17 protein-coding genes and 1 pseudogene are annotated in these 20,858 nt (G+C 68.8%); 9 read left to right on the forward strand and 9 right to left on the reverse strand.

From position 1 onward, the window contains the following. Positions 1-186: 186 nt before the first annotated feature. Entirely contained in the window at positions 187-1,122 is a 936-nt protein-coding gene (locus tag G1H11_RS16545) for an ArgP/LysG family DNA-binding transcriptional regulator (RefSeq protein ID WP_163819686.1), read from the reverse strand. Between the two features lie 142 nt (positions 1,123-1,264). Between G1H11_RS16545 and G1H11_RS16550 the strand changes: the two genes are divergently transcribed. Further along, entirely contained in the window at positions 1,265-1,873 is a 609-nt protein-coding gene (locus G1H11_RS16550) for a LysE/ArgO family amino acid transporter (RefSeq protein WP_163819725.1), read from the forward strand. Between the two features lie 103 nt (positions 1,874-1,976). Next, entirely contained in the window at positions 1,977-3,881 is a 1,905-nt protein-coding gene (gene dnaG, locus G1H11_RS16555) for a DNA primase (protein WP_216843828.1), read from the forward strand. On the opposite strand, the gene G1H11_RS16560 is transcribed toward dnaG, so the two are convergent. Continuing rightward, complete coding sequence (locus G1H11_RS16560; RefSeq protein WP_163819688.1) at positions 3,878-5,626, reverse strand: AMP-dependent synthetase/ligase; 1,749 nt, start codon at positions 5,624-5,626, stop codon at positions 3,878-3,880. The genes dnaG and G1H11_RS16560 overlap by 4 nt on opposite strands. Before the next feature lie 2 nt (positions 5,627-5,628). Continuing rightward, positions 5,629-6,096 (reverse strand): hypothetical protein, encoded by a 468-nt coding sequence (locus G1H11_RS16565; protein ID WP_163819689.1) that lies wholly within the window; start codon positions 6,094-6,096, stop codon positions 5,629-5,631. Positions 6,097-6,230: 134 nt separating this feature from the next. On the opposite strand from G1H11_RS16565, the gene G1H11_RS16570 reads away from it, so the two are divergent. Beyond that, the gene (locus G1H11_RS16570) at positions 6,231-6,893 is read left to right on the forward strand and encodes a superoxide dismutase family protein (protein ID WP_163819690.1); all 663 of its coding nucleotides are present in this window, start codon (positions 6,231-6,233) and stop codon (positions 6,891-6,893) included. Between the two features lie 141 nt (positions 6,894-7,034). On the opposite strand, the gene G1H11_RS16575 is transcribed toward G1H11_RS16570, so the two are convergent. Further along, positions 7,035-7,454 carry a CBS domain-containing protein gene (locus tag G1H11_RS16575; protein WP_163819691.1) on the reverse strand — a complete coding sequence of 140 codons (420 nt, stop codon included), beginning with the start codon at positions 7,452-7,454 and terminating at the stop codon, positions 7,035-7,037. A 137-nt stretch (positions 7,455-7,591) separates the two neighbouring features. Here G1H11_RS16575 and ku point away from each other — a divergent pair, with 137 nt between their 5' ends. Further along, the gene (gene ku, locus G1H11_RS16580; protein ID WP_163819692.1) at positions 7,592-8,575 is read left to right on the forward strand and encodes a non-homologous end joining protein Ku; all 984 of its coding nucleotides are present in this window, start codon (positions 7,592-7,594) and stop codon (positions 8,573-8,575) included. A 52-nt stretch (positions 8,576-8,627) separates the two neighbouring features. On the opposite strand, the gene G1H11_RS16585 is transcribed toward ku, so the two are convergent. After that, positions 8,628-9,311, reverse strand: coding sequence for a DUF1028 domain-containing protein (locus G1H11_RS16585; RefSeq protein ID WP_163819693.1), 684 nt, complete (start codon positions 9,309-9,311; stop codon positions 8,628-8,630). Positions 9,312-9,451: 140 nt separating this feature from the next. Here G1H11_RS16585 and ligD point away from each other — a divergent pair, with 140 nt between their 5' ends. From ligD to G1H11_RS16600, 3 genes are all read left to right on the forward strand, one after another. After that, positions 9,452-12,004 (forward strand): DNA ligase D, encoded by a 2,553-nt coding sequence (ligD, locus tag G1H11_RS16590; protein WP_163819694.1) that lies wholly within the window; start codon positions 9,452-9,454, stop codon positions 12,002-12,004. A 45-nt stretch (positions 12,005-12,049) separates the two neighbouring features. Continuing rightward, positions 12,050-12,856 (forward strand): Fpg/Nei family DNA glycosylase, encoded by an 807-nt coding sequence (locus G1H11_RS16595; RefSeq protein WP_163819695.1) that lies wholly within the window; start codon positions 12,050-12,052, stop codon positions 12,854-12,856. A gap of 147 nt (positions 12,857-13,003) precedes the next feature. Next, positions 13,004-13,189, forward strand: a complete 186-nt coding sequence (locus G1H11_RS16600) for a hypothetical protein (protein WP_163819696.1) — start codon at positions 13,004-13,006, stop codon at positions 13,187-13,189. A gap of 14 nt (positions 13,190-13,203) precedes the next feature. On the opposite strand, the gene G1H11_RS16605 is transcribed toward G1H11_RS16600, so the two are convergent. Next, the gene (locus G1H11_RS16605) at positions 13,204-14,430 is read right to left on the reverse strand and encodes a deoxyguanosinetriphosphate triphosphohydrolase (protein ID WP_163819697.1); all 1,227 of its coding nucleotides are present in this window, start codon (positions 14,428-14,430) and stop codon (positions 13,204-13,206) included. A gap of 100 nt (positions 14,431-14,530) precedes the next feature. Here G1H11_RS16605 and lhgO point away from each other — a divergent pair, with 100 nt between their 5' ends. Then, a complete protein-coding gene (gene lhgO / locus G1H11_RS16610; RefSeq protein ID WP_163819726.1) occupies positions 14,531-15,745 on the forward strand; it encodes an L-2-hydroxyglutarate oxidase in 1,215 nt (404 codons plus the stop codon). 240 nt (positions 15,746-15,985) lie between these two features. On the opposite strand, the gene aceB is transcribed toward lhgO, so the two are convergent. Both aceB and aceA read right to left on the reverse strand, forming a co-directional pair. Continuing rightward, positions 15,986-17,680, reverse strand: a complete 1,695-nt coding sequence (aceB, locus tag G1H11_RS16615; RefSeq protein WP_216843831.1) for a malate synthase A — start codon at positions 17,678-17,680, stop codon at positions 15,986-15,988. Between the two features lie 76 nt (positions 17,681-17,756). Further along, positions 17,757-19,125 (reverse strand): annotated as a pseudogene (aceA, locus tag G1H11_RS27120) (isocitrate lyase). Positions 19,126-19,276: 151 nt separating this feature from the next. On the opposite strand from aceA, the gene G1H11_RS16625 reads away from it, so the two are divergent. Further along, positions 19,277-20,731, forward strand: coding sequence for an XRE family transcriptional regulator (locus G1H11_RS16625; protein ID WP_163819698.1), 1,455 nt, complete (start codon positions 19,277-19,279; stop codon positions 20,729-20,731). 23 nt (positions 20,732-20,754) lie between these two features. Here G1H11_RS16625 and G1H11_RS27125 read toward each other — a convergent pair. Next, the coding region (locus G1H11_RS27125) for a hypothetical protein (RefSeq protein WP_343074871.1) at positions 20,755-20,858 on the reverse strand (104 nt) is incomplete at its 5' end.

The raw sequence follows: 20,858 nt of genomic DNA on the forward strand, positions 1-20,858 counted from the left end.
CAAGGCGGAGGAGGGAGTCGCACCGGGTTTGTGCGTTGACTGACGACAACGCCGCTAGTCGGGATGCCCGGGCACGCGAGCCCGGCGACTCCCATTCTGCGCGGCCTCTAAGCCGACCCGGCCTGAGCGCCGATCGCCACCGGATCCACGGCTCCAGCCCAACGGCTCCAGCCCAACAGCTCCGGCTCAGCGGCGCAGACTGGCCGCCGCGGCCTGCGTGACCGCGGCGGTCAGCGCCGCCAGTGCGGGCGAATCCAGCCGCCATCGCTGCCAGTACAGCGGGACGTCGAGGAACGCACCCGGGGCGATCTCGGCGAGATCCCCCCGGTCGAGTCCGTCCCGGACCATCTGCTCCGGCACCATCCCCCAAGCCAGCCCCAGCCGGGCCGCTTCCGCGAACCCGTGGGACGACGGCAAGAACGTGACCGGGGGATCGAGCTCACGGCCGGCCAGCCGCGCCAGAAAACGCTGCTGCAGAGCATCCTTGCGGTTGAACACCAGCATCGGGGCGGCAGACAGCCGGTCCGGCGACAGTCCCGGGCCTAAATAGCGGTCGCGAAACGACGGCGAGGCCACGGCCAGATAGCGCATCGCGCCCAGTGGCTCCACCCGGCAGCCCTGAACGGCACGGGGCTCGGCCGTCACCGCCGCCATGACCGAGCCGTCTCGCAACAGCGCCACCGAATGGTCCTGGTCCTCCTGACGGATATCGAAGGTCGCCGGGTATCCGGAAGCCAGTGTCGCCAGGGCCGGTAGAAACCACGTGGCCAGCGAGTCAGCGTTGACGGCCATCTGCATCCGGAGCCCCGTCGCGGGTGCCGGCGGCCCTCCTGCCAGGTCGGCGAGCGCCTCGCGCTGAAGCAGGGCCGTCTGGCCGGCGAGACGGACCAGCACCTGGCCCGCCTCGGTCGGCCGGCAGGGCTTGGCACGCCGCACCAGAATCCGGCCCATACGGGCCTCGAGCGACTTGATCCGCTGGCTGATCGCCGATGGGGTCACATGCAGTTCGCGCGCGGCAGCCTCGAAGCTCCCCTCGTCGACCACGGCGGCGAAAGCCGCCAGATGCGCCAGATCGATACCGAGGCCGAGACCGGTACCCCTGCTGCCTCCCTCGTAGCCCACCTGCACACCTCTCCGATCTCGCGTTCCTCAGCACGATGAAGACGCTCTAATCCATCCTTAGAAAGATTAGCTGGACTCATCAACACCGCTCACCTATTTTCGGCATGTGCCCATCTCTCTCGCGGCAGCCGACCATGTCGCCCTGACCTCGCCGTTTCCCACGCTGGCCGTCGGGTTCGTCACCGGCCTCACTTTGATCGTCGCCATCGGTGCCCAGAACGCGTTCGTGCTGCGGCAGGGACTGCGACGCGAGCACATCCTGCCCATCGTGATGTTGTGCGGCGCTGCCGACGCCTTGCTCATCACCGCCGGCATCGCAGGGCTCGGGGCCATCCTGACGGCGCAGCCGGTCGCCATGGATATCGCCCGCTACGGCGGCGCCGCGTTCCTAGCCGGATACGCGATGCTGGCCGTGCGCCGGGCAGTCAGGCCCCGGGCGATGACCGCGGCGGACCGCGCGCCCACCACGCTCGGCGCGGCCCTGGTCACCTGTCTGGGCTTCACCTTCCTCAACCCGCACGTCTACCTGGACACAGTGCTGCTTCTCGGATCGCTGGCCAGCCAGCACGGCGACGCCCGGTGGCTGTACGGCGCGGGCGCCGTCGCCGGCAGCTTCGCCTGGTTCTTCGCCCTCGGCTACGGCGCGCGGTGGCTGAGCCGGTTCTTCGCGCGTCCGGGTGCGTGGCGGGTCCTCGACGCCGTGATCGCCGGGTTGATGCTCATGCTCGCGGCGGGCCTGCTTCTGACCTGATCGTCCTCGGGCCGGCGGCCGGTGATGACGCTGCGGTGGGCGCATGGAGATTGCCCGCGCCCACGCCGGCACAGTTCGCGGCGCACGCCCTAGACTCGGCAGCGTGCCCCGGATCCGTGATGACGACATCGCCGCGGTACGAGAACGTGCCCGGATCGAGGACATCGTCTCCCAGTACGTCACCCTTCGCCCGGCCGGCGGCGGGTCGCTGAAGGGACTCTGCCCCTTCCATGACGAGAAAAGCCCCTCGTTCAACGTCCGCCCACAGGTCAACCTGTTCCATTGCTTCGGATGCGGTGAGGGTGGGGATGTCATCTCCTTCCTCCAGAAGCACGAGCAGCTGTCTTTCACCGAGGCGGTGGAACGCCTCGCGGACAAGGTCGGCCTGCAGTTGCGCTACGAGGAGACCAAACCTGGAACCGCAGGTCCCCGGCAGAACCGCGAGCAGCGCAGCCGGCTGATCGACGCGCACCGGATCGCCGCGGAGTTCTACTCGGACCTGCTCACCTCGTCCCCCGAGGCCATGACCGGGCGGCAGTTCCTCTCCGAGCGTGGCTTCGACCGTGAGGCGGCGGAGAAGTTCGGCGTCGGCTACGCACCCAAGGGCGGCGAGGTGCTGCGCAAGCATCTACGGCAGAAGGGCTTCAGCGACGACGAGCTGATCAGCGCCGGCCTCGTCGCGCAGGGCCGGAACAGCCCGTACGACCGGTTCCGCGGCCGCCTGGTGTGGCCCATCCACGATCTGTTCGGTGACGTGGTGGGTTTCGGCGCCCGCCGTCTGTACGACGACGACCGGGTGGAGGCCAAGTACCTCAACACGCCGGAGACGAGCATCTACAAGAAGAGCCATCTCCTGTACGGGGTGACCTACGCCAAACGGGACATCGCCCGCAGCTCCCAGGCAGTGGTCGTCGAGGGCTACACCGACGTCATGGCCTGCCACCTTGCCGGCGTCACCACGGCCGTGGCCACGTGCGGTACGGCGTTCGGCGACGACCATGCCCGGATCCTGCGACGGCTACTGCGCGACCAGGACGAGTACCGCGGCCGGGTGATCTTCACCTTCGACGGCGACGAGGCCGGCCAGAAGGCGGCTCTGCGTGCCTTCGAAGGCGACCAGCGCTTCGTCGGGCAGACCTACGTCGCCATCGAACCCCACGGCCTGGACCCGTGCGAGCTGCGGATCCGCTCCGGTGACGCGTCGGTGCGCGAGCTCATCGCACGCCACCGGCCGCTCTTCGAGTTCGCCATCCGCACCATGGTGGACGCCTACGATCTCGACCACCCCGAGGGCCGCAGCCAGGCACTCAACAGGGCGATTCCGCTGATCTCCCGGATTCGGGACCGGTCACTGCGAGACCAGTACGCCGTGCGACTGTCCGGATGGGTAGGCCCTCCCGAGGGTCACTCCGAAACCTGGGAACGCGACGTGGTGGGTCGAGTGCGAGCCGCCGCGGGCGCACCCGATCGGTCTCCTCGTCGCCGTCCCGAGCCGGCCCCCGCGGCGCAGCAGGCACTCGGCGTGCCGAATCACGGCACCGTCGACCCGCAGACGCTCGGACTCGAGCGCGAAGTGCTGCGGGTGGCGGTTCAGCGTCCGGCGCTCGCCGGGCCCGGCTTCGACGCCATCGAGCCGGAGGCCTTTCTCTCCCCTGTCTTCCGGGCCGTCCGGGAAGCGATCGCCAAGGCCGGCGGCTGCGCCACCCAAGGTGGTGGGGCAGCGTGGATGGAAGCACTGCTGGCCGCCGCCGGGGACGACGTCACTCGCCACGTCCTGTCCGAACTGGCCGTCGAGACAATTCCCGCGGACGACGCCGGTGTCCCCCGCTATGTCGAGTCGGTCGTCCTCCGGCTCACCGAGGTCTGGGTGTCCCGCCGGCTGGTCAGCCTCAAGGCCAGATTGCAGCGCACCGATCCGTCGGCGGAGACAGAGGTGTACAACCGGCTGTTCGGTGAGCTGATGACGCTGGAGGCGCACCGCCGGGACCTGCGCGAACGTCAGGCTTAGATCGAGTCGATCTCGTCGGAGAAGTGCTCGGCGATGTCCTGCCGCTTCAGCTTCAGGGTGGGGGTCAGCTCGCCCCGCTCCTCCAGGAACTCGCGCGGCAGGATCACGAACTGCCGGATCGACTCCGCCTCGGACACCAGCGTGTTCGCCTCGTCGACGGCCTTGCTCACCTCGGCGCGGATCTCCTCGTGCGCGATCAGCTCATCGCGCTCGCCGTCCAGCCCGCGTTCGCGGGCGAACGACGCCAGCTCGGCGTCGTCGAGGGTCACGAGCACCGCGACGAACCGCCGCTGGTCGCCCACGAGCATCGACTGGGAGACCAGGGGATGGCGGTTGACACGGTCTTCGAGCGGCACTGGAGCGATGTTCTTGCCGGACGCCGTGACGATCAGCTCCTTCTTCCGGTCCTTGACGTACAGGAAGCCGTCGTCGTCGACCTCGCCGAGGTCACCCGTGCGGAACCAGTCGCCGTCGAAGTCCTCGTCCGTGCGGCCCTCGTCGTGGAAGTAGCGCTGGAAGACATGCCCTCCGCGCACCAGGATCTCGCCGTCGTCGACTCGGATCCGCGTCCCCGGCAGCGGCCGCCCCGCAGATCCGACCCGCAGGGCGTCCGGGGCGTTGACGGTCGCGGGGCCGGTGGTCTCCGTGAGCCCGTACCCCTCGTAGATCGGGATGCCCGCGCCGTGGAAGAAGTGCACGAGGTCGGTGGAGAGCGGCGCGCCACCGGAGACACAGTGCCGGACTCGCCCGCCCAGGGCCGCGCGTAGCCGGGAGAAGACGAGCCGATCCGCGATCACCCGTCGTGCCCGGAGGACGGGTCGGTGCCGTTCGCTTCTGGACCAGGCCTGCGCAGTGGCCACCGCGAAGCGGAAGATCCGCTGCCTGACCTTGCCCCGGGCCTGTTGCCGGGCGGCTTCGTAAATCTTCTCGAAGGCTCTCGGCACTCCGACGAACAGGCTCGGGCGGAAGGAGCGCACGTCCTCGCGTGGGTCCGAGGCGGTGGAGGGGAACCCGACGACGAGATTGGCATCGAGGCAGACGAACTGGATCACCCGGGCGAAGATGTGAGCGAGCGGAAGCATCTGGAGCAGCGTTCCGCCCTCACGGAGCACACCCTCCAGCTGGTGCCGTGTCTGGCTCGTCGTCCACGCCAGGTTCCCGTGGGTGAGAACGCAACCCTTCGGGTCGCCCGTGGTGCCCGACGTATAGACGATGGTGGCGATGTCGTCGTGGGTCAGGTTGTGCACCCGGCGGTCCACGTCGGCTCGATCGTCGTCGCCGGCCTCGGCGGCAAGCCGGTCTAGGCCGTCGTCGTCGAGGATCACCACCTCGACGTCGTGGGCTTCCCGCAGCCGGTCCGCCAGCTCGTCGCCGGCCGCGATGGCGAGCCGGACACCGGCGTCACGCAGGATCATGCGGCATTGCTCGACGGAGCTTGTGTGGTACAGCGGGACGGTGACGGCACCGGCGCTGAGCACGGCGAGGTCAGTCAGAGTCCACTCGGCCCTGGTCGGGCTCATCAGCGCCACCCGGTCGCCCCGCTCGACACCTCGAGCCACCAGACCTGCCGCCACATCGCGCACCCGCGCGTTCAGGGCCGACCAGCTCAGTTCGCGCCACTCGCCGTCGGCGGGGATCGCGAGGATCGGGCGGTCGGGAGAGTGTTCGGCGTGTCGCCGAATCCGCGCGAGCAGGTGGTCATCCTGCTCTACTCGCACCGGCGAACGGTCTTCCACCTGGGTCATGCCTACAGGCTGCCGAGATACGTCCGCGGATCGCACTGGTGCGGGCGGTCGGCGAGCCACCGGTCGAACGCCTCGGGATCGCGCCGCTGCATCTCGTCGAGGACCATGTGCCGCAGGTCCGCATGGGCGGCGATGGTCGCCGGGAGGTACGCCTGCCGTAACTCCACTCCGGAGCGTTGCCAGATCTCACACAGCTGCTCGTTCGACGCGCGGGCGATGGCCGGCTTCACCACATGTGGCGGGGCTCCGGCCAGCAACGTGATGCCGGCCTCGTCCTCTGCCTGACGGCCGGGTCTCTGGTGGCCGGCAGCCTCGTTCTCGTCCCTCAGCAGAACGACGAGCAGCCAGCCGACGATGACGACGAACAGGGGGAACCAGCCCAGACCCAGGACGAGCATCAGCATGGCGACACCGAGCATCGTGGTCCACGCCCACCACGAGATGCCGGTGAAGAAGCGAAGCACGGACATGGCCTCACACCTTTCTTGGCGACACTTCTCGCCGATACCCGCCACGCCCCGCTTCACACGCCTGGGCCCCCGTTAGCTCCCCCGGTTACACGGGTACGAACGGGGTCCGACTGTGGTGGGAAGGGGACACGGACATGCGTGTGCGCAACATCGTTCCAGCTCTTGCGGCTGCGGCTCTCGTGGTGACAGCCTGTGGCGCACCCGGCGACAGTCCCGGTGGTGCGGACGACCCGGGGGGCCGGGACGACGTGGTGGGACGCGAGAACGACGAGGAAACCGAGGACACCGAACCCGCTCCAGGGACCACAACCCAGCCGGGTACCGGCAGCGCGGAGGTCGTTGCGGTGATGGACACGGACGGCCGGGAGATCGGCCACGTGATCTTCGACGAGGCCGATGAGGGTGTCTCCGTGACCGTCGAGTTCAGTGGCCTGGAGCCCGGCTTCATGGCAATGCACATCCACGAGAACGCGGTATGCGACCCGCAGCACGCCGATGGTCCGTTCCAGAGCACCGGGGGCCACTACAACCCCGCCGGTGACGAACACCCGGGCCACGCCGGGGACCTGCCGCCGTTACTCGTCACCGGGGAGGGCACTGTGCACGCCATGGTGGTGACCGACCGGTTCGAGCTGCAGGATGTCCTCGACGAGGGTACGGCTGTGATCCTGCACCAGGGCCGGGACAACCAGGCCAACATCCCCGAGCGGTACGGCGAGCCCGATCAGGACACCCTCGACACGGGCGATGCGGGAGACCGGGTGGCCTGCGGCGTCATCGAGCCTGATCAGGAGTAGCTCAATGCCCGGCGATTCAGCGCCCGGCGGCGACTCATTGACCGGCGATGACCGGGCCCGGGGGCAATGACAGCCACCGGGCCCGCATCTGACCGGACTGGGAACGGCACGACAATTACGGCGTCGCCGTGGCCGACGTGCTCAGTCGTTCGGCGGCGCCGCGCTGATGTCGGCGAGCGCGGAACGGCGATCCTGATCCACTGCGAGATCCCCGATCGAGACGACCCCGACCAGTTCCCGGTCTTGCACGACCGGCAGGCGGCGCACCGCGTGCTCCCGCATCACCCGCACCGCTTCGTCGATGTTGTCGTCGGCGTTGACGGTCACCAGATCGCGGCTGCAGAGTTCCCCGACACGCATACTCGACGGGTCGCCACCTTCGGCAAGTCCACGGATGACGATGTCACGGTCCGTCACCAGACCGCAGACACCGGTCGAGTCCGTCACGATGACATCCCCGATACCCTGATCGCGCATGGTCTGCGCCACCTGCTGCACCGACACCTCGGTGTCCACGGTGATCGGCCCTGGGGTCATCACCTCACTGACCTTCTGTGCCATGACGGTCTCCTCGGATAGGTTCGGACTTGGTCACCCGGCTTCTACCCCACGGGCCGCCGCCCATGCTCGGCTTCGCCCCGCGCATGAGAGAGAGGAAGGCCGGGTACCGGCGGGAAAGAACTCAGGAGGTGACTGATGTGGCTCGACCGGTGTGGAGCGGCTCGATCAGCTTCGGCCTGGTGAACATCGGCGTCGGCTTGTACTCGGCCACCGAGAACCGCGACGTGTCCTTCCACCAGTTCGAGAAAGGCACCGACAAACGGGTGCGGAACAAGCGGGTGGCCGAAGGCACCGACCGTGAGGTCGCCTACGAAGACATCACCAAGGGATACGAGACCGAGAGCGGCGAGCACGTCATCATCACCCAGGACGAGCTGGAGAGCGTCCAGCCGGAGACCTCCCGGGCCATCACCATCGACGACTTCGTGGAGCTCGCCGGCATCGACCCCATCTACTACCAGCGCAGCTACTACCTGGCTCCCCGGGGTGAGGAACATCAGCACGCCTACGCACTGCTGCGCGATGCCATGAAGGACTCCGGCCTGGCCGGTATCGCGACACTGGTCATGCGCAACAAGCAGTACCTCGCCGCGATTCGCGCGCAGGACGACGTCCTCGTCCTCACCACCATGCACTTCGCCGACGAGATCCGGCAGCCGCGAGACGTCGCCGACGACATCCCCGGCCGGCGCAAGCTGCCGAAGAAGGAGTTCGACACCGCCGTTCAGCTGATCAAGCAGCTAAGCACGGATTGGAAGCCGGAGAGCTACCACGACACCTACCGTGAGCAGGTGCTCAGAGTCGTCGAGCAGAAGGCCAAGGGCCAGGAGGTCGACGTCGAGGAGGCGCCCGAGCCGCAAGGCGACGTCATCGACCTGGTCGCCGCGCTGGAGCAGAGCATCCAGAAGGCCCGGGACGGACAAGGCCGCGCCAGCAGTGGCGGCAAGAGCGGCGGACGGTCCTCGGGAGCCCGTAGCTCAGGAAAGAGCAGCTCCGGCGGAAGTGGCTCGTCGAAGGGCAGGACCGCCAAGAGCAGTTCCGGCAAGAACAGCTCGGCCAAGAACTCGAAGAGTGGCTCGGCCAGGAGCAGCTCCGGCAAGAGCCGCAAGAAGGCCTCCTGACCGTGATCTGCGGGCCGTGGACGCCACCGGTGGCGTCCACGGCCCGCGTCGATCAGCCGTGGCCAAGTACCTTCCGGGCTGCGTCCCCCATCGGATCCGCTCGGGTGGGCAACTCCTTGACCTGCGGTATGAGCCGCTCCCGCGACTCTGCGAAAAGGTGACGCAGGGTGGCAGCGGGGTCGTCGGCGTGATCGACTCTCAGGTCCCAGAGGGGGTATTCCTCGGTGTCGACCACATAGATGGTTCCGGAGAGAGCGCCCTTGGTGTCCGCGCCGGTGGCTTCGCCGGCTTCCAAGGCGACCAGCAGCCGTTCGGCCAGTTCGAGATCGCCGTGCTCGGCGAACGCCTCGAGCGTGCTCTCCAGGGTCTCCGGTCCTACCAGCCGGTTGCCCTGGGCCATCACGTTGTCCGCACCCATATGACCGGACCAGGGCGGATTCTCCTTGCCGGTCCAGGCAGCCGTATCCCCGTGCGCGTCGAGGTAGCCGGCCTGCCGGGTATCGCGTCCGGGATCGGCCTGGATCAGGCGCTCCATCGTGTCCGGGGCGCCCACGCCCTCGGCCATCATTCGTAATCCGTCAATGCCCAGGTATGGGTTGATCGTGGCCTGCGTAGCGATGGCCCCCACCTTCGGAGCGGCGTACGTGACGAGCTTGCCCACGCCCATCATGGCTGTCACCGCACCTACACCCAGCTGCCCCGTTCGCTCGCAACGTGCTACCACAGAGAAAGTCATTCGTCCTCCTGATCGGCTGTTCCCCCTGCTGTACCCAACTCGCACGCGGCATACCCAAGGTCCTCCGAAGAACGGCCGGAATGGTCCGGCTCGGCCGAAGGAGTTGATAATCAGGCCGTCGATGCGGGTAGATGGACTCCATGGGTAAGCCCGACAAGCTCGGCGAGTACCGGCAGAAGCGCTCGTTCGATCAAACCCCCGAACCCAGCGGCGACCGCGGCGGCCGGGCCGAGGGTGACGGAGACGACAGCGCTGGCCGCCGGTTCGTCATCCAGGAGCACCATGCCCGCCGGTTGCACTGGGACCTGCGGCTGGAGCGTGACGGCGTGCTGGTTTCCTGGGCGCTGCCGCGCGGCCTGCCCGACGACCCGCGACACAACCGGCTCGCCGTGCACACCGAGGACCATCCCCTCGAATACCTCACCTTCGAAGGCGAGATCCCCGCGGGCGAGTACGGCGGCGGGTCGATGACCGTCTGGGACCAGGGCACCTACGAGGCCGAGAAGTTCCGCGACGACGAGGTCATCATGCGCCTGCACGGGGAACGGGCCACGGGCAAGTTCGCCCTGTTCCAGACCGGCAAGGGGCAGGATGCGAAGAACTGGCTGATCCACCGGATGGATCCGCCGGACGTCGGCCAGGATGCGATGCCCGAGGCCGTCGAGCCGATGAAGGCGACGCTGTCGGAGCTCCCGGCGGACGAGGACGGCTGGGGCTTCGAAGTGAAGTGGGACGGTGTGCGGGCGGTCGCGTACGGCGAGCGCGGCCGGGTCCGGCTGGTCAACCGGAACGGCCGGGACGTCACCCAGCAGTACCCCGAGATCGCGCCGCTGGCTCGCCAGCTCGGCTCGCGCCGGGTGATCCTCGACGGCGAGCTCGTCGCATTCGACCAGGGCCGGCCCAGTTTCGAGAAGCTGCAGTCCCGGATCAACGTGGGTGCCGAGGCGAAGGTGCGCCAGCGCCAGCGCGACGTCCCGGTCACGTACGTCATCTTCGACCTGATGTACGTGGACGGCAGGTCGCTGCTGCGGGCCGGGTACGAGGAGCGTCGCCGGGAGCTTGAAGCGCTGGACCTGGGCGGTGCCAGCTGGCAGGTGCCCGGGTATCACCGCGAGGACGGCCGTGCTCTGCTCGAGGCAACGCGCGAGCAGGGTATCGAAGGTGTCATCGCCAAGCGCCTGAACAGCGTGTACCAGCCGGGCCGGCGCACCCGCGACTGGCTGAAGGTGAAGAACCACGTCCGTCAGGAGGTGGTGATCGGCGGATGGACGTCCGGCCAGGGTCAGCGCAAGGACGAGCTTGGCGCGCTGCTGGCCGGCTACTACGACGACGACGGTTCCGCGCTGCGCTACGCGGGCAAGGTCGGCACCGGGTTCGACGCGAAGACACTGAAAATGCTCCGCCGGCGCCTGGACCCGCTCAAGCGCGCCGACAGCCCGTTCACCGGGCGCCAGCCGCAGCCCAAGGACACCACGTTCGTCGACCCGGTGCTGGTCTGCGAGGTCGAGTTCGCCGAGTGGACGAATTCCGGGACCATGCGGCAACCCGCGTACCGGGGGATGCGCGACGACAAGCCGCCGGAGGAGGTGGTACGCGAGCAGCAGGCGCCGCCGCCCGAGACCACCGAGCACCCGGCTGGTGAAGACGAGGCCGCCGGCGAGGGCGCGGCAGGAGACGACCCCGCCGTCGAGGGCCGGGCTGGCGAGGATCGGACCGACGCGGACGGTGACGCGGCGGATTCGAGCGGGCGGACGAAGCAACGCGCGCGCGGCGGTACGCTCCCCGAAGGACAGGTGAGCGTCGAGGGCAAGCGGCTCAAACTGTCCAACCTGGACAAGGTGTTCTATCCGAAGACTGGGACGACCAAGGGCGAGGTGGTCGAGTACTACGTGAACGCCGCCCCGGCTCTGCTCCCCCACCTGCGAGGCCGGCCGCTGACCATGAAGCGCTACCCGGACGGCGTGGAGGGCCAGCACTTCTACGAGAAGCAGTGCCCGTCGCACCGGCCGGACTGGGTGTCCATCGCGCCCATCTGGAGCGACAGCAACGACCGCGAGGTGGAGTATTGCCTGATCCAGGACCTGCCCACGCTGGTATGGGCAGCGAACCTCGCCGACCTGGAGATGCACACCATGCTGGCGCGCGCGGACGACGTCGGCTGCCCCACGCAGATCGTGTTCGATCTGGATCCCGGCGACGGCGTCGGCCTGGTGGAGTGCGCGAAGGTCGCCACCTGGCTGCGGGACCTGCTCGGCAACGTCGACCTGGAAGCGATGGTCAAGTCGTCGGGCTCGAAGGGCCTGCACGTCGCCGTTCCGCTCAACACACCGGTCACCTACGACGACACCAAACCGTTCGCCCATGCCGTGGCGCAACTGGCCGAGCGGGAAAACCCCGACGACGTCGTCTCCCGGATGACCAAGGCCCGGCGGCAGGGCAAGGTGTTCGTCGACTGGAGCCAGAACACCGAGCACAAGACCACTGTCGCCCCGTTCTCGCTGCGTGCCCGCGAGCGGCCCACCGTGGCGGTTCCGCTCTCCTGGCCGGAGGTGGAGGCGGTGGCGAACGGCGACACGCGCCCGGAGTCGCTGGTGCTGGAGGCCTGGGAGGTGCTAGAACAGCTCGACGAGCGGACGGCGCTGTTCGAGCCCGTGCTTGAGCTCGAGCAGGAGCTTCCGCGGCTTTCCGGCTGACGCCGGCCCAGCATGTGACATCCCTGCTGCGGTATGGCCGACGGTATGCCCGAGCTTCCGGACGTCGAGGGGTTCCGGCGCGTCCTCCGCCGCGCCGCCGGTCACCCCGTCGAGGCGGTCGACGTCAGTGACGCCGGCGTGCTTCGTGACGCCAGCACCGCCGACTTTCGGCGGAGCCTGACAGGACTCGCGTTCGGCACACCCCGCAGGCTCGGCAAGTGGCTCGTCGCACCGATGCATGCGCCGGGACGGAGACACCGCACCGACGAGCCCAGTGTCGTCTTTCATTTCGGCATGACCGGCGAGCTCCTCTGGTGCCCGGGAGAGCCGGATTCCCGGCACCCGCACGACCGCGTGGTCTTCGTCACCGGCGCCGGTGAGCTGTGCTTTCGCGACCTGCGCAAGCTACAGGGACTGCGGCTCGCGCACGAGGATGCCGCTTGCGACGAGATCCTCGCCGGCACCGGCCCCGACGCCGAGGCGATCGGCCTCGAGGACTTCCGCGGACGGCTGGGCGCCACGAGGCGGCAGGTCAAGACCGCGCTGATGGACCAATCCACGGTTGCCGGGCTCGGCAACCTCCTCGTCGACGAGATCCTCTGGCGGGCACGTCTCCATCCCACGACACCGACCCGTGCCCTCGCCGACGACGACTGGCGGCACCTGCACCGCCGAATGCGTTCCACGGTGCGTGCGGCGATACCCACCGGCCGGGTGCCACCTCGGTCGTCGTGGCTCACCGGAAGGCGCGACCAGGACGGCTCCACCTGCCCACGGTGCGGCACCCCCGTGCGGCGCACCCGCGTGGGCGGCCGCGCCACGGTCTGGTGCCCACGCTGCCAGCCGTCCTGACCGCCTCCGCTGCCAGCTGTCCTGCTCCACCGCGGCCGTGCGCGGCCCCAGGTGTGCCCGCTGGAGGACGGGGTAATGGAACGGCGGTTACACAAATGTTTGACAAAGCAAGTTCAAAGGCGTCACATTGGCATGAGGAGGACGGTCATGGGCGGAAAATATAAGGGCAAGCACGTCGCGGGCAATATCGACCGCCCGGAGGCGATCAGTGACGACGCAGGCGACGAGCAGGAAGACGACACGCGGCTCGACCTCGGTTCCGGTGACGGGACCACGGAGGCCGGCGATTCGCAGCACGCGCCGGAAGAGATCAAGGACGGCTACCCGTCCTGAGCTGCTGATCCTGGTCAGCTCTTCAGCCTGGAGTGCAGCAAGTACGCCGAGGCGTCGGTCAGCGAGGCGACCTGGTCGACGATGACGCGCAGGCGTGCGTCGTCGGCGGCGCTGTCGGCCCAGTCCTCACGGAACGTCGGTTCCAGCGCCTCCGGCGCCCGATCCCACAGCTGACCGGCCAGCTCTTCCACGAGTTCGCGCTGGTCTCCGTACGTCTCGGCCCGGTCGCGCGAGGTCATCACATACGTAGCCGCCAGCCCTTTCAGCACGGCCACCTCCAGCCGGGTGTGGTGGGGCACGCACAGGTCGGCCGCATAGCGGGTCAGCCGGCCGTGCCCGTACGCCTCATGCGTCGCGCGCTGTGCCGCCTCGCTGAACCGTCCGATGAGCTGGCTGGTCATGTCCTTCAGAGCGGCGAGGCCGGAACGCCGGCCGTCGTAGACCTCCACCCAGAACGAGCAGGCCCGAAGGCGGTCCAGCGTCTCCAGGATCTCCTCGACATCGATCTCCGGCAGATACCACTCCTGGGTCAGCAGCGCGAACCACTCCCGTTCGCCGGCGTCGTCGAGGACGCGGGACGGCTCCAGCCAACCCGCCACGATCGCGTCCTCGACGTCGTGCACGCAATAGGCGACGTCGTCGGCGAAATCCATGACCTGCGCCTCCAGGCAGCGCCGCTCGTCCGGGGCGCCGGTCCGCAACCAGCTGAAGACGGCGAGGTCGTCCTCGTACACACCGAACTTCCTCGGGTGCGCGTCGCCGCGCGGCCACGGATACTTCGTCGCGGCGTCCAGGCTGGCCCGGGTCAGGTTCAGCCCCGCCGAGCGCCCGTCCGGATGCGCCGCCTTGGCTTCCAGCCGGCTCAGCAACCGCAGGGTCTGCGCGTTGCCCTCGAAACCGCCGATGTCGCGAGCGACCTGGTCGAGGGCAGCCTCACCGTTGTGCCCGAACGGCGGGTGCCCGATGTCGTGCGCCAGGCAGGCGGCGTCGACGACATCGGGGTCGCAGCCGAGCGCCATCCCGAGCTCCCGGCCCACCTGCGCCACTTCGAGCGAGTGCGTCAGGCGGTTGCGGACGAAATCGTCGCTGCCGGGCGAGACGACCTGCGTCTTGGCGGCGAGCCGCCGCAGCGAGGCGGAATGCAGCACCCGGGCCCGGTCCCGGGCGAAGTCGGTGCGCGACGAGCGCTTCTCGGGCTCGGGTGCCCAGCGTTCGCGGTCTGCATCCTCATAGACGTTCATCGATGCCGACCTTACCCAGTTCACCTGTGTCCGGTGTCGCCGAACCACGACAGCTGCGACAATCAGGCTCATTCAGATGAGGAGGGGTGGTGCGGTGAACCTGGCACGGCGATACGCGGTGGTGGGAGGCGGGATCATCGGCGCCGCCGTCGCACGGGCGATCAGCCTGTTCCACCAGCCGGCGCACGTGAGCGTGCTGGAGAAGGAGCCCACTCCGGGCCTGCACCAGACCGGCCGGAACAGCGGCGTGGTTCACGCCGGTCTCTACTACACGCCTGGTTCGGCCAAGGCCCGCTTCGCCCGCCGCGGCATCGGCCTGCTGCGCGCCTACTGCGACGAGCACGGCCTCACCTATGACGAGTGCGGCAAGGTGCTCGTCGCCCTGACCGACCAGGATCGCCGCCGGCTGGCCGACATCGAGGCTCGGGCGAAGGCCAACGGTGTGCCGGGGATCCGCATGCTCGATGCGGACCAGATCCGCGAGATCGAACCGCATGTCAGCGGCATCGCCGGCCTGCACTCCCCCACCACCGCAATTGTCGACTTCGCTGCTGTGGCCCGGCAAATGCTGGAGGAAGCCGCGGAAGCCGGTGCCGACGTGCGCACCGGCGTGGACGTCACCGGCTTCCGGGAGGTGGCCGGCGAAGTGCACGTGTCCGGGCGCGACGCCCAGGCTGGGGCAGCACAGGTGCTCGGCGCCTTCGACTACGTGGTCATCTGCGCGGGTCTGCACGCGGACCGGCTGGCGCGGCTGGCCGGCGACGACGAGTACCCCCGGATCGTCCCGTTCCGGGGTGAGTTCGCAGCGCTGCGCGATGATCGCCGGCACCTGGTCAACGGGCTGGTCTACCCGGTGCCCGACCCGCGCTACCCGTTTCTCGGCGTCCACCTCACCAAGCGGGTGAACGGCGGCGTCCTCATCGGCCCCAATGCGGTGCTGGCGCTGGCACGCGAAGGATACGGCAGAGGTCAGATCGATATCCGGGAGCTCGGCCGGCTCGCGGGCTGGGCCGGGTTCCGCCGGTTCGCCAGGAAGAACTGGCGCACCGGCGTGCGCGAGGTCTACGGGTCGGTCAGCCGCCGCGCCTTCGTCAGCGCCGCGCGCCGCTACGTCCCGGAGCTGCGTCTCGACGACGTTGTCCCCGCGCCGGCCGGCGTGCGCGCACAGGCCATGGACGCCGACGGCACCCTCGTGGACGACTTCCGGGTGAGCCGGCGAGGGCGGATCCTGTGTGTGCGCAATGCACCGTCACCCGCCGCCACCGCCGCCCTGGCCATCGCCGACGACATCCTCACCGAACTCCACCGCGAGTAAGCGCGCGCAGCACCCCCCCACTCCGCCACTTCGTCACCTGATCGTCGATGTGTCGTCTGATCGTCACGGTGGGGACAATCAGACGACGCACCGCGCTCCTGACGGCGAGAATTGTCAGCTGATCTCGTCTCGCATGGTGAACGCGACACGATCAGGTGGCAAAGTGCCGCCCTCATGTGGATCTTGGTCATCTGATCCATCCTGAGGACGAGCCGCGGCCGGAGCCTACGGCAGCCACGATCACACGTAATACGCGTACGCCGGCACCGTGAGGAAGGTGGGGTAGTCCGGCGCCAGCGCCACCTGCTCGAACAGTTCGCGGGCCTGCTCGATGCGCCGGGAGCGGGCGTCGTCGTTCCCGGCCTCCGCAAGAAGTGCGTCGGTCTCCTCGGCGACGATCCCCGCGACCAGCTCGTGGGTGATCAAGGTGCCGTCCTCGACGGCGGCCTCCGCGTCGATCCACTGCCAGATCTGGGACCGGGAGATCTCCGCGGTGGCGGCGTCCTCCATGAGGCCGAAGATCCCCACTGCGCCTCGGCCGCCGAACCACGCCTCCAGGTACCGCAACGCCACGGCCACATTGGCCCGCAGGCCGGCGTGGGTGATCCGGCCAGGGGTCTCCTCGATCCGCAGCAGGTCGGCGGCACGGACGACGACGTCCTCGCGCTGCCGTTCGATCTGGTGCGGGCGCTCGCCGAGGACGTCGTCGAACACCTCGCGGACCGCCCCGACCATGCCCGGATGCGCCACCCAGGAGCCGTCGAACCCGTCGCCGGCCTCACGCCCCTTGTCCTCGCGGACCTTCGCGAAGACCTCGCCATTCGCTGCCGGGTCCTTCGACGGGATGAACGCCGACATACCGCCGATCGCGTGGGCGCCGCGCCCGTGGCAGGTGCGCACGAGCAGTTCGGTGTACGCACGCATGAACGGCACGGTCATGGTGACGGCGGAGCGGTCCGGCAAGACGAACCGGCCGCCGCGGGTCCGGAAGTTCTTGATCAGCGAGAAGATGTAGTCCCAGCGCCCGGCGTTCAGCCCGGCGGAGTGTTCCCGCAGCTCGAAGAGGATCTCCTCCATCTCGAACGCTGCGGTCACCGTCTCGATGAGTACCGTGGCACGGATCGTGCCGCGGGGCAGGCCAAGCGCTTCCTGGGCGTCGAGGAACACGTCGTTCCACAGCCGCGCCTCCAGGTGACTCTCCAGCTTCGGCAGGTAGAAGTACGGTCCCGTGCCACGGGCGAGAAGCTCGTGGGCGTTGTGGAAGAAGTACAGCCCGAAGTCCACGAGCGCGCCCACCATGGGCTCTCGCTCGATCCGCAGGTGCTTCTCGGTCAGGTGCCACCCGCGCGGACGGACCACGATGGTGGGTGTGGTGTCGCCCAGCTCGTAGCGCTTGCCCTCCGGGCTGGTGTAGTCGATGGTGCGGCGCACGGCGTCGTGCAGGTTGATCTGGCCGCCGATCACGTTTGCCCAGTGCGGCGTGTTGGCGTCCTCGAGGTCGGCAAGCCACACCTTGGCGCCAGAGTTGAGCGCATTGATGGTCATCTTGCGCTCGGTGGGCCCGGTGATCTCGACCCGCCGGTCCTCCAGGCCGGGCGCGGGCAGCGCCACCCTCCAGGCGGGATCCTCCCGGATGGCACGGGTCTCAGGCAGGAAGTCCAGGTCCTGTCCCCCGGCGATGCGGTCGCGGCGCAGCTGCCGTTCCGCGAGCAGGTCGGCGCGGCGGCCCGCGAAGCGCACATGCAGGTCGGCCAGGAACCGCAGCGCCTCCGGGGTGAGGATCTCCTCCTGGCGCGGCACCGGCGGCCCGGCCAGGTCGACCGGGCCGGACGGCGGCACGGGTCCGGTCCCGGTGCGCTGCCGCGGCCCGGAAGCGTTCCCTGTGCGCGTGGTGATCTCGTCGTTGGTCATCTCGTTCATCATGTCGGTCGTCAACTCGTTCGTCTCCTTCGGGTGGCCGGTTGAGCACGTAGCATGCGAGCCGTCGGTGATCCGGACGGCACTCGGAAGCTCAGCGGAACTGCTCCTGCTCGGTGGAGCCGCGCAGCGCCACGGTCTCGCCGCCGGGGTTCAGGGCGGTGGCCACGAGGTCGAAGTACCCCGTACCCACTTCACGCTGGTGGCGGACGCCGGTGTAGCCGCGAGACTCGGCCTCGAACTCCTGCTGCTGAAGCTCGACGTAGGCGGGCATGCCGTCCTTGGCGTAGCGCTGGGCGAGATCGAACATCCCGTAGTTGAGCTGGTGGAACCCGGCGAGGGTGATGAACTGGAACCGGTAACCCAGGGCCGCGAGCTCCCGCTGGAAGGCGGCGATGGCGTCGTCGTCCAGGTGCGCCTTCCAGTTGAACGACGGCGAGCAGTTGTACGCGAGCATCTTCCCGGGGTGACGATCGTGGACGGCCTCCGCCACCTGGCGCGCCAGCTCCAGGTCGGGCGTCCCGGTTTCCACCCACACCAGGTCCGCGTACGGCGCGTACGCCAGAGCGCGGGCGATCACAGGGCCGACGCCGGCCGTCGTGCGGTAGAAACCCTCCGGCGTCCGCTCCCCCGTGGTGAACGCCCGGTCGGCAGGGTCGACGTCGCTGGTGATCAGCTTCGCGGCCAGGGCATCGGTACGAGCGACGATCACGGTAGGCACTCCGGCGACGTCGGCGGCCAGCCGGGCGGCGTTGAGCGTGCGCACGTGCTGGCCCGTGGGAACCAGCCTTGCCGCCCAGGTGCCCGCACTTCTTCTCCGAGGCCAGCTGATCCTCGTAGTGCACACCGGCCGCTCCGGCCGCGATCAGCGCCTTGGCCAGCTCGAAGGCGTTCAGCGGCCCACCGAATCCGGCCTCCGCGTCGGCCACTATCGGCGCCAGCCAGTCGAAGCCGGTCTCCGTGCACTCGGAGAAGGTGATCTCGTCGGCGCGCAGCAGCGCGTTGTTGATCCGGCGGACCACGGTGGGCACCGAGTTGACCGGGTAGAGGCTCTGGTCGGGGTATGTCTGCCCGGAGGTGTTGCCGTCGGCGGCCACCTGCCAGCCGGAAAGGTAGATGGCTTCCAATCCCGCGCGCACCATCTGGACCGCCTGGTTACCCGTGATCGCGCCGAGCGCATGCACATAGTCGCGGGAGTTCAGCAGGTCCCACAGACGTTCCGCCCCCCGCCGGGCGAGCGTGTGCTCCTCTCGCACGCTGCCTCGCAGCCGGACCACGTCCTCGGCCGTATAACTGCGCTCGACGCCTTCCCACCGGGGATCGGTGTCCCACTCGCGCTGCAGCGCCGCCGCCTCGGCGGCGATGCGCCCGGCCGGGTCCGCCGGCGACGTCGCGCCGGGGGGCGCCGGGGTCCGGTCGTCACGTGCCGTCTCGCGCCGATCTCCTTCGAGTGCCACCGTCATGTCTCACTCCTTGCTCCTGGCTGCCGTTCCGGTACAGTCGGGCAACGGCGATGGGTGAACTTTGGCTCTAAAGACACTCTGCTGGCATCTACGTCTCGGGTTCCAGCGGTATCTGCGGTGAACTACCTTGATTTTTCACAGGAGCGAAAGAATGGGCTTTCCCGACGACGATCTCGACCTCGTCACGCTGGGCCAGCGGATCCGGCACGCGCGAAAGGCCTGCGGCCTGACCCTGGGTGAGCTGGCCACGGCCGTGGAGCGCGCGCCGTCGCTGCTCTCCCAGATCGAGAACGGCAAGCGGGAACCGAGGCTCACCCTCATCCAGGCATTGGCCACGGTGCTGGGTGTGGACGTGGGCTACCTGATCAAGCCGGAGCCGCCGTCACCGCGGGCCGCGTTGGAGATCGCACTGAGCAGGGCTCAGGACAGCCCGCTGTACGCGTCACTCGGTCTGCCGAGGGTGGGCCTCACCAGCAAGCTCCCCACCGAAGCGCTCGAAGCGCTCGTGGGGTTGCACGCCGAACTGGAACGACGCGCCACCGAGCAGGCCGCCACTCCGGAAGAGGCCCGGCGCGCCAATGCCGAACTCCGCCGCGGCATGCGGAACCGGGACAACTACTTCACCGAGATCGAGCAGGTCGCGGCGGAGCTGTCGGCAACTATCAGACACACCGGCGGCCCACTGACCGAGCGTCACCTCAACGCGCTCACCGAGCACCTCGGCTTCACGCTGCATCGCACCACGGATCTCCCCCGGGCCACCCGGTCCATCACCGACCTTCGGCATCGCCGCATCTTCCTCCCCGCTCCCAGCCACTCCAGCCACCACCCTCGCACCATCGTGCTGCAGACCCTCGGGCACTTCGCCCTCGGCCATCAAGAACCGGTCGACTATGCCGACTTCCTGCGCCAGCGGGTCGAGGTGAACTACATCGCCGCGGCCTTGCTGATGCCGGAGAGCGCCGCCGTCGATTTCCTCCAGAGCGCCAAGGCGGCCAAGGCGCTGGCCATCGAGGATCTGCGGGACATGTTCGCCGTCTCCTACGAGACAGCCGCGCACCGCTTCACCAACCTCGCCACCCACCACCTGGGTATCCCGGTGCACTTCATGCGAGTCGGCGAGGACGGCATCATCTACAAGGCATACGAGAACGACGACGTCACCTTCCCCACCGACGTGACCGGAGCCATCGAGGGGCAGATGGTGTGCCGCTATTGGGCGGCGCGCGCCGTGTTCTCCAGCGCGGACCGGTACGCGTCGCACTACCAGTACACCGACATGGGGCGCGGCACCTACTGGTGCACCACGCATGTGGAGCGCACCGCCGAGGGCGACTTCGCCATCGACGTGGGCGTGCCGTTCACCCACGTGAAGTGGTTCCAGGGCCGGGAGACCACCAACCGGGCGACGTCGTCGTGCCCGGACCCGTCCTGCTGCCGGCGACCGCCCGCCGAGCTGGCCGAGCGCTGGGCCGAGCACGCCTGGCCGAGTGCCCGGGTCCACTCACACCTGCTCGCGGCACTCCCGCCCGGCACGTTTCCCGGCGTCGACGACACCGACGTGTACACCTTCCTCGACCACCACACCCAACTTCGCCCAAAATGAGGCTCTCCTGACGTTTCCGTGGGTTAGCGGCCCGGGAGGGCTGGGCGGTAGCCGCCGAGGGAGAGCATGGCCAGGGCGATGAGGGCGTGAGGGTCTTTGAATCCGTAGGCGACGCGGGTGATGACGC

The organism is Phytoactinopolyspora alkaliphila, assembly GCF_010550695.1.
Classification (GTDB): Bacteria; Actinomycetota; Actinomycetes; order Jiangellales; family Jiangellaceae; genus Phytoactinopolyspora; species Phytoactinopolyspora alkaliphila.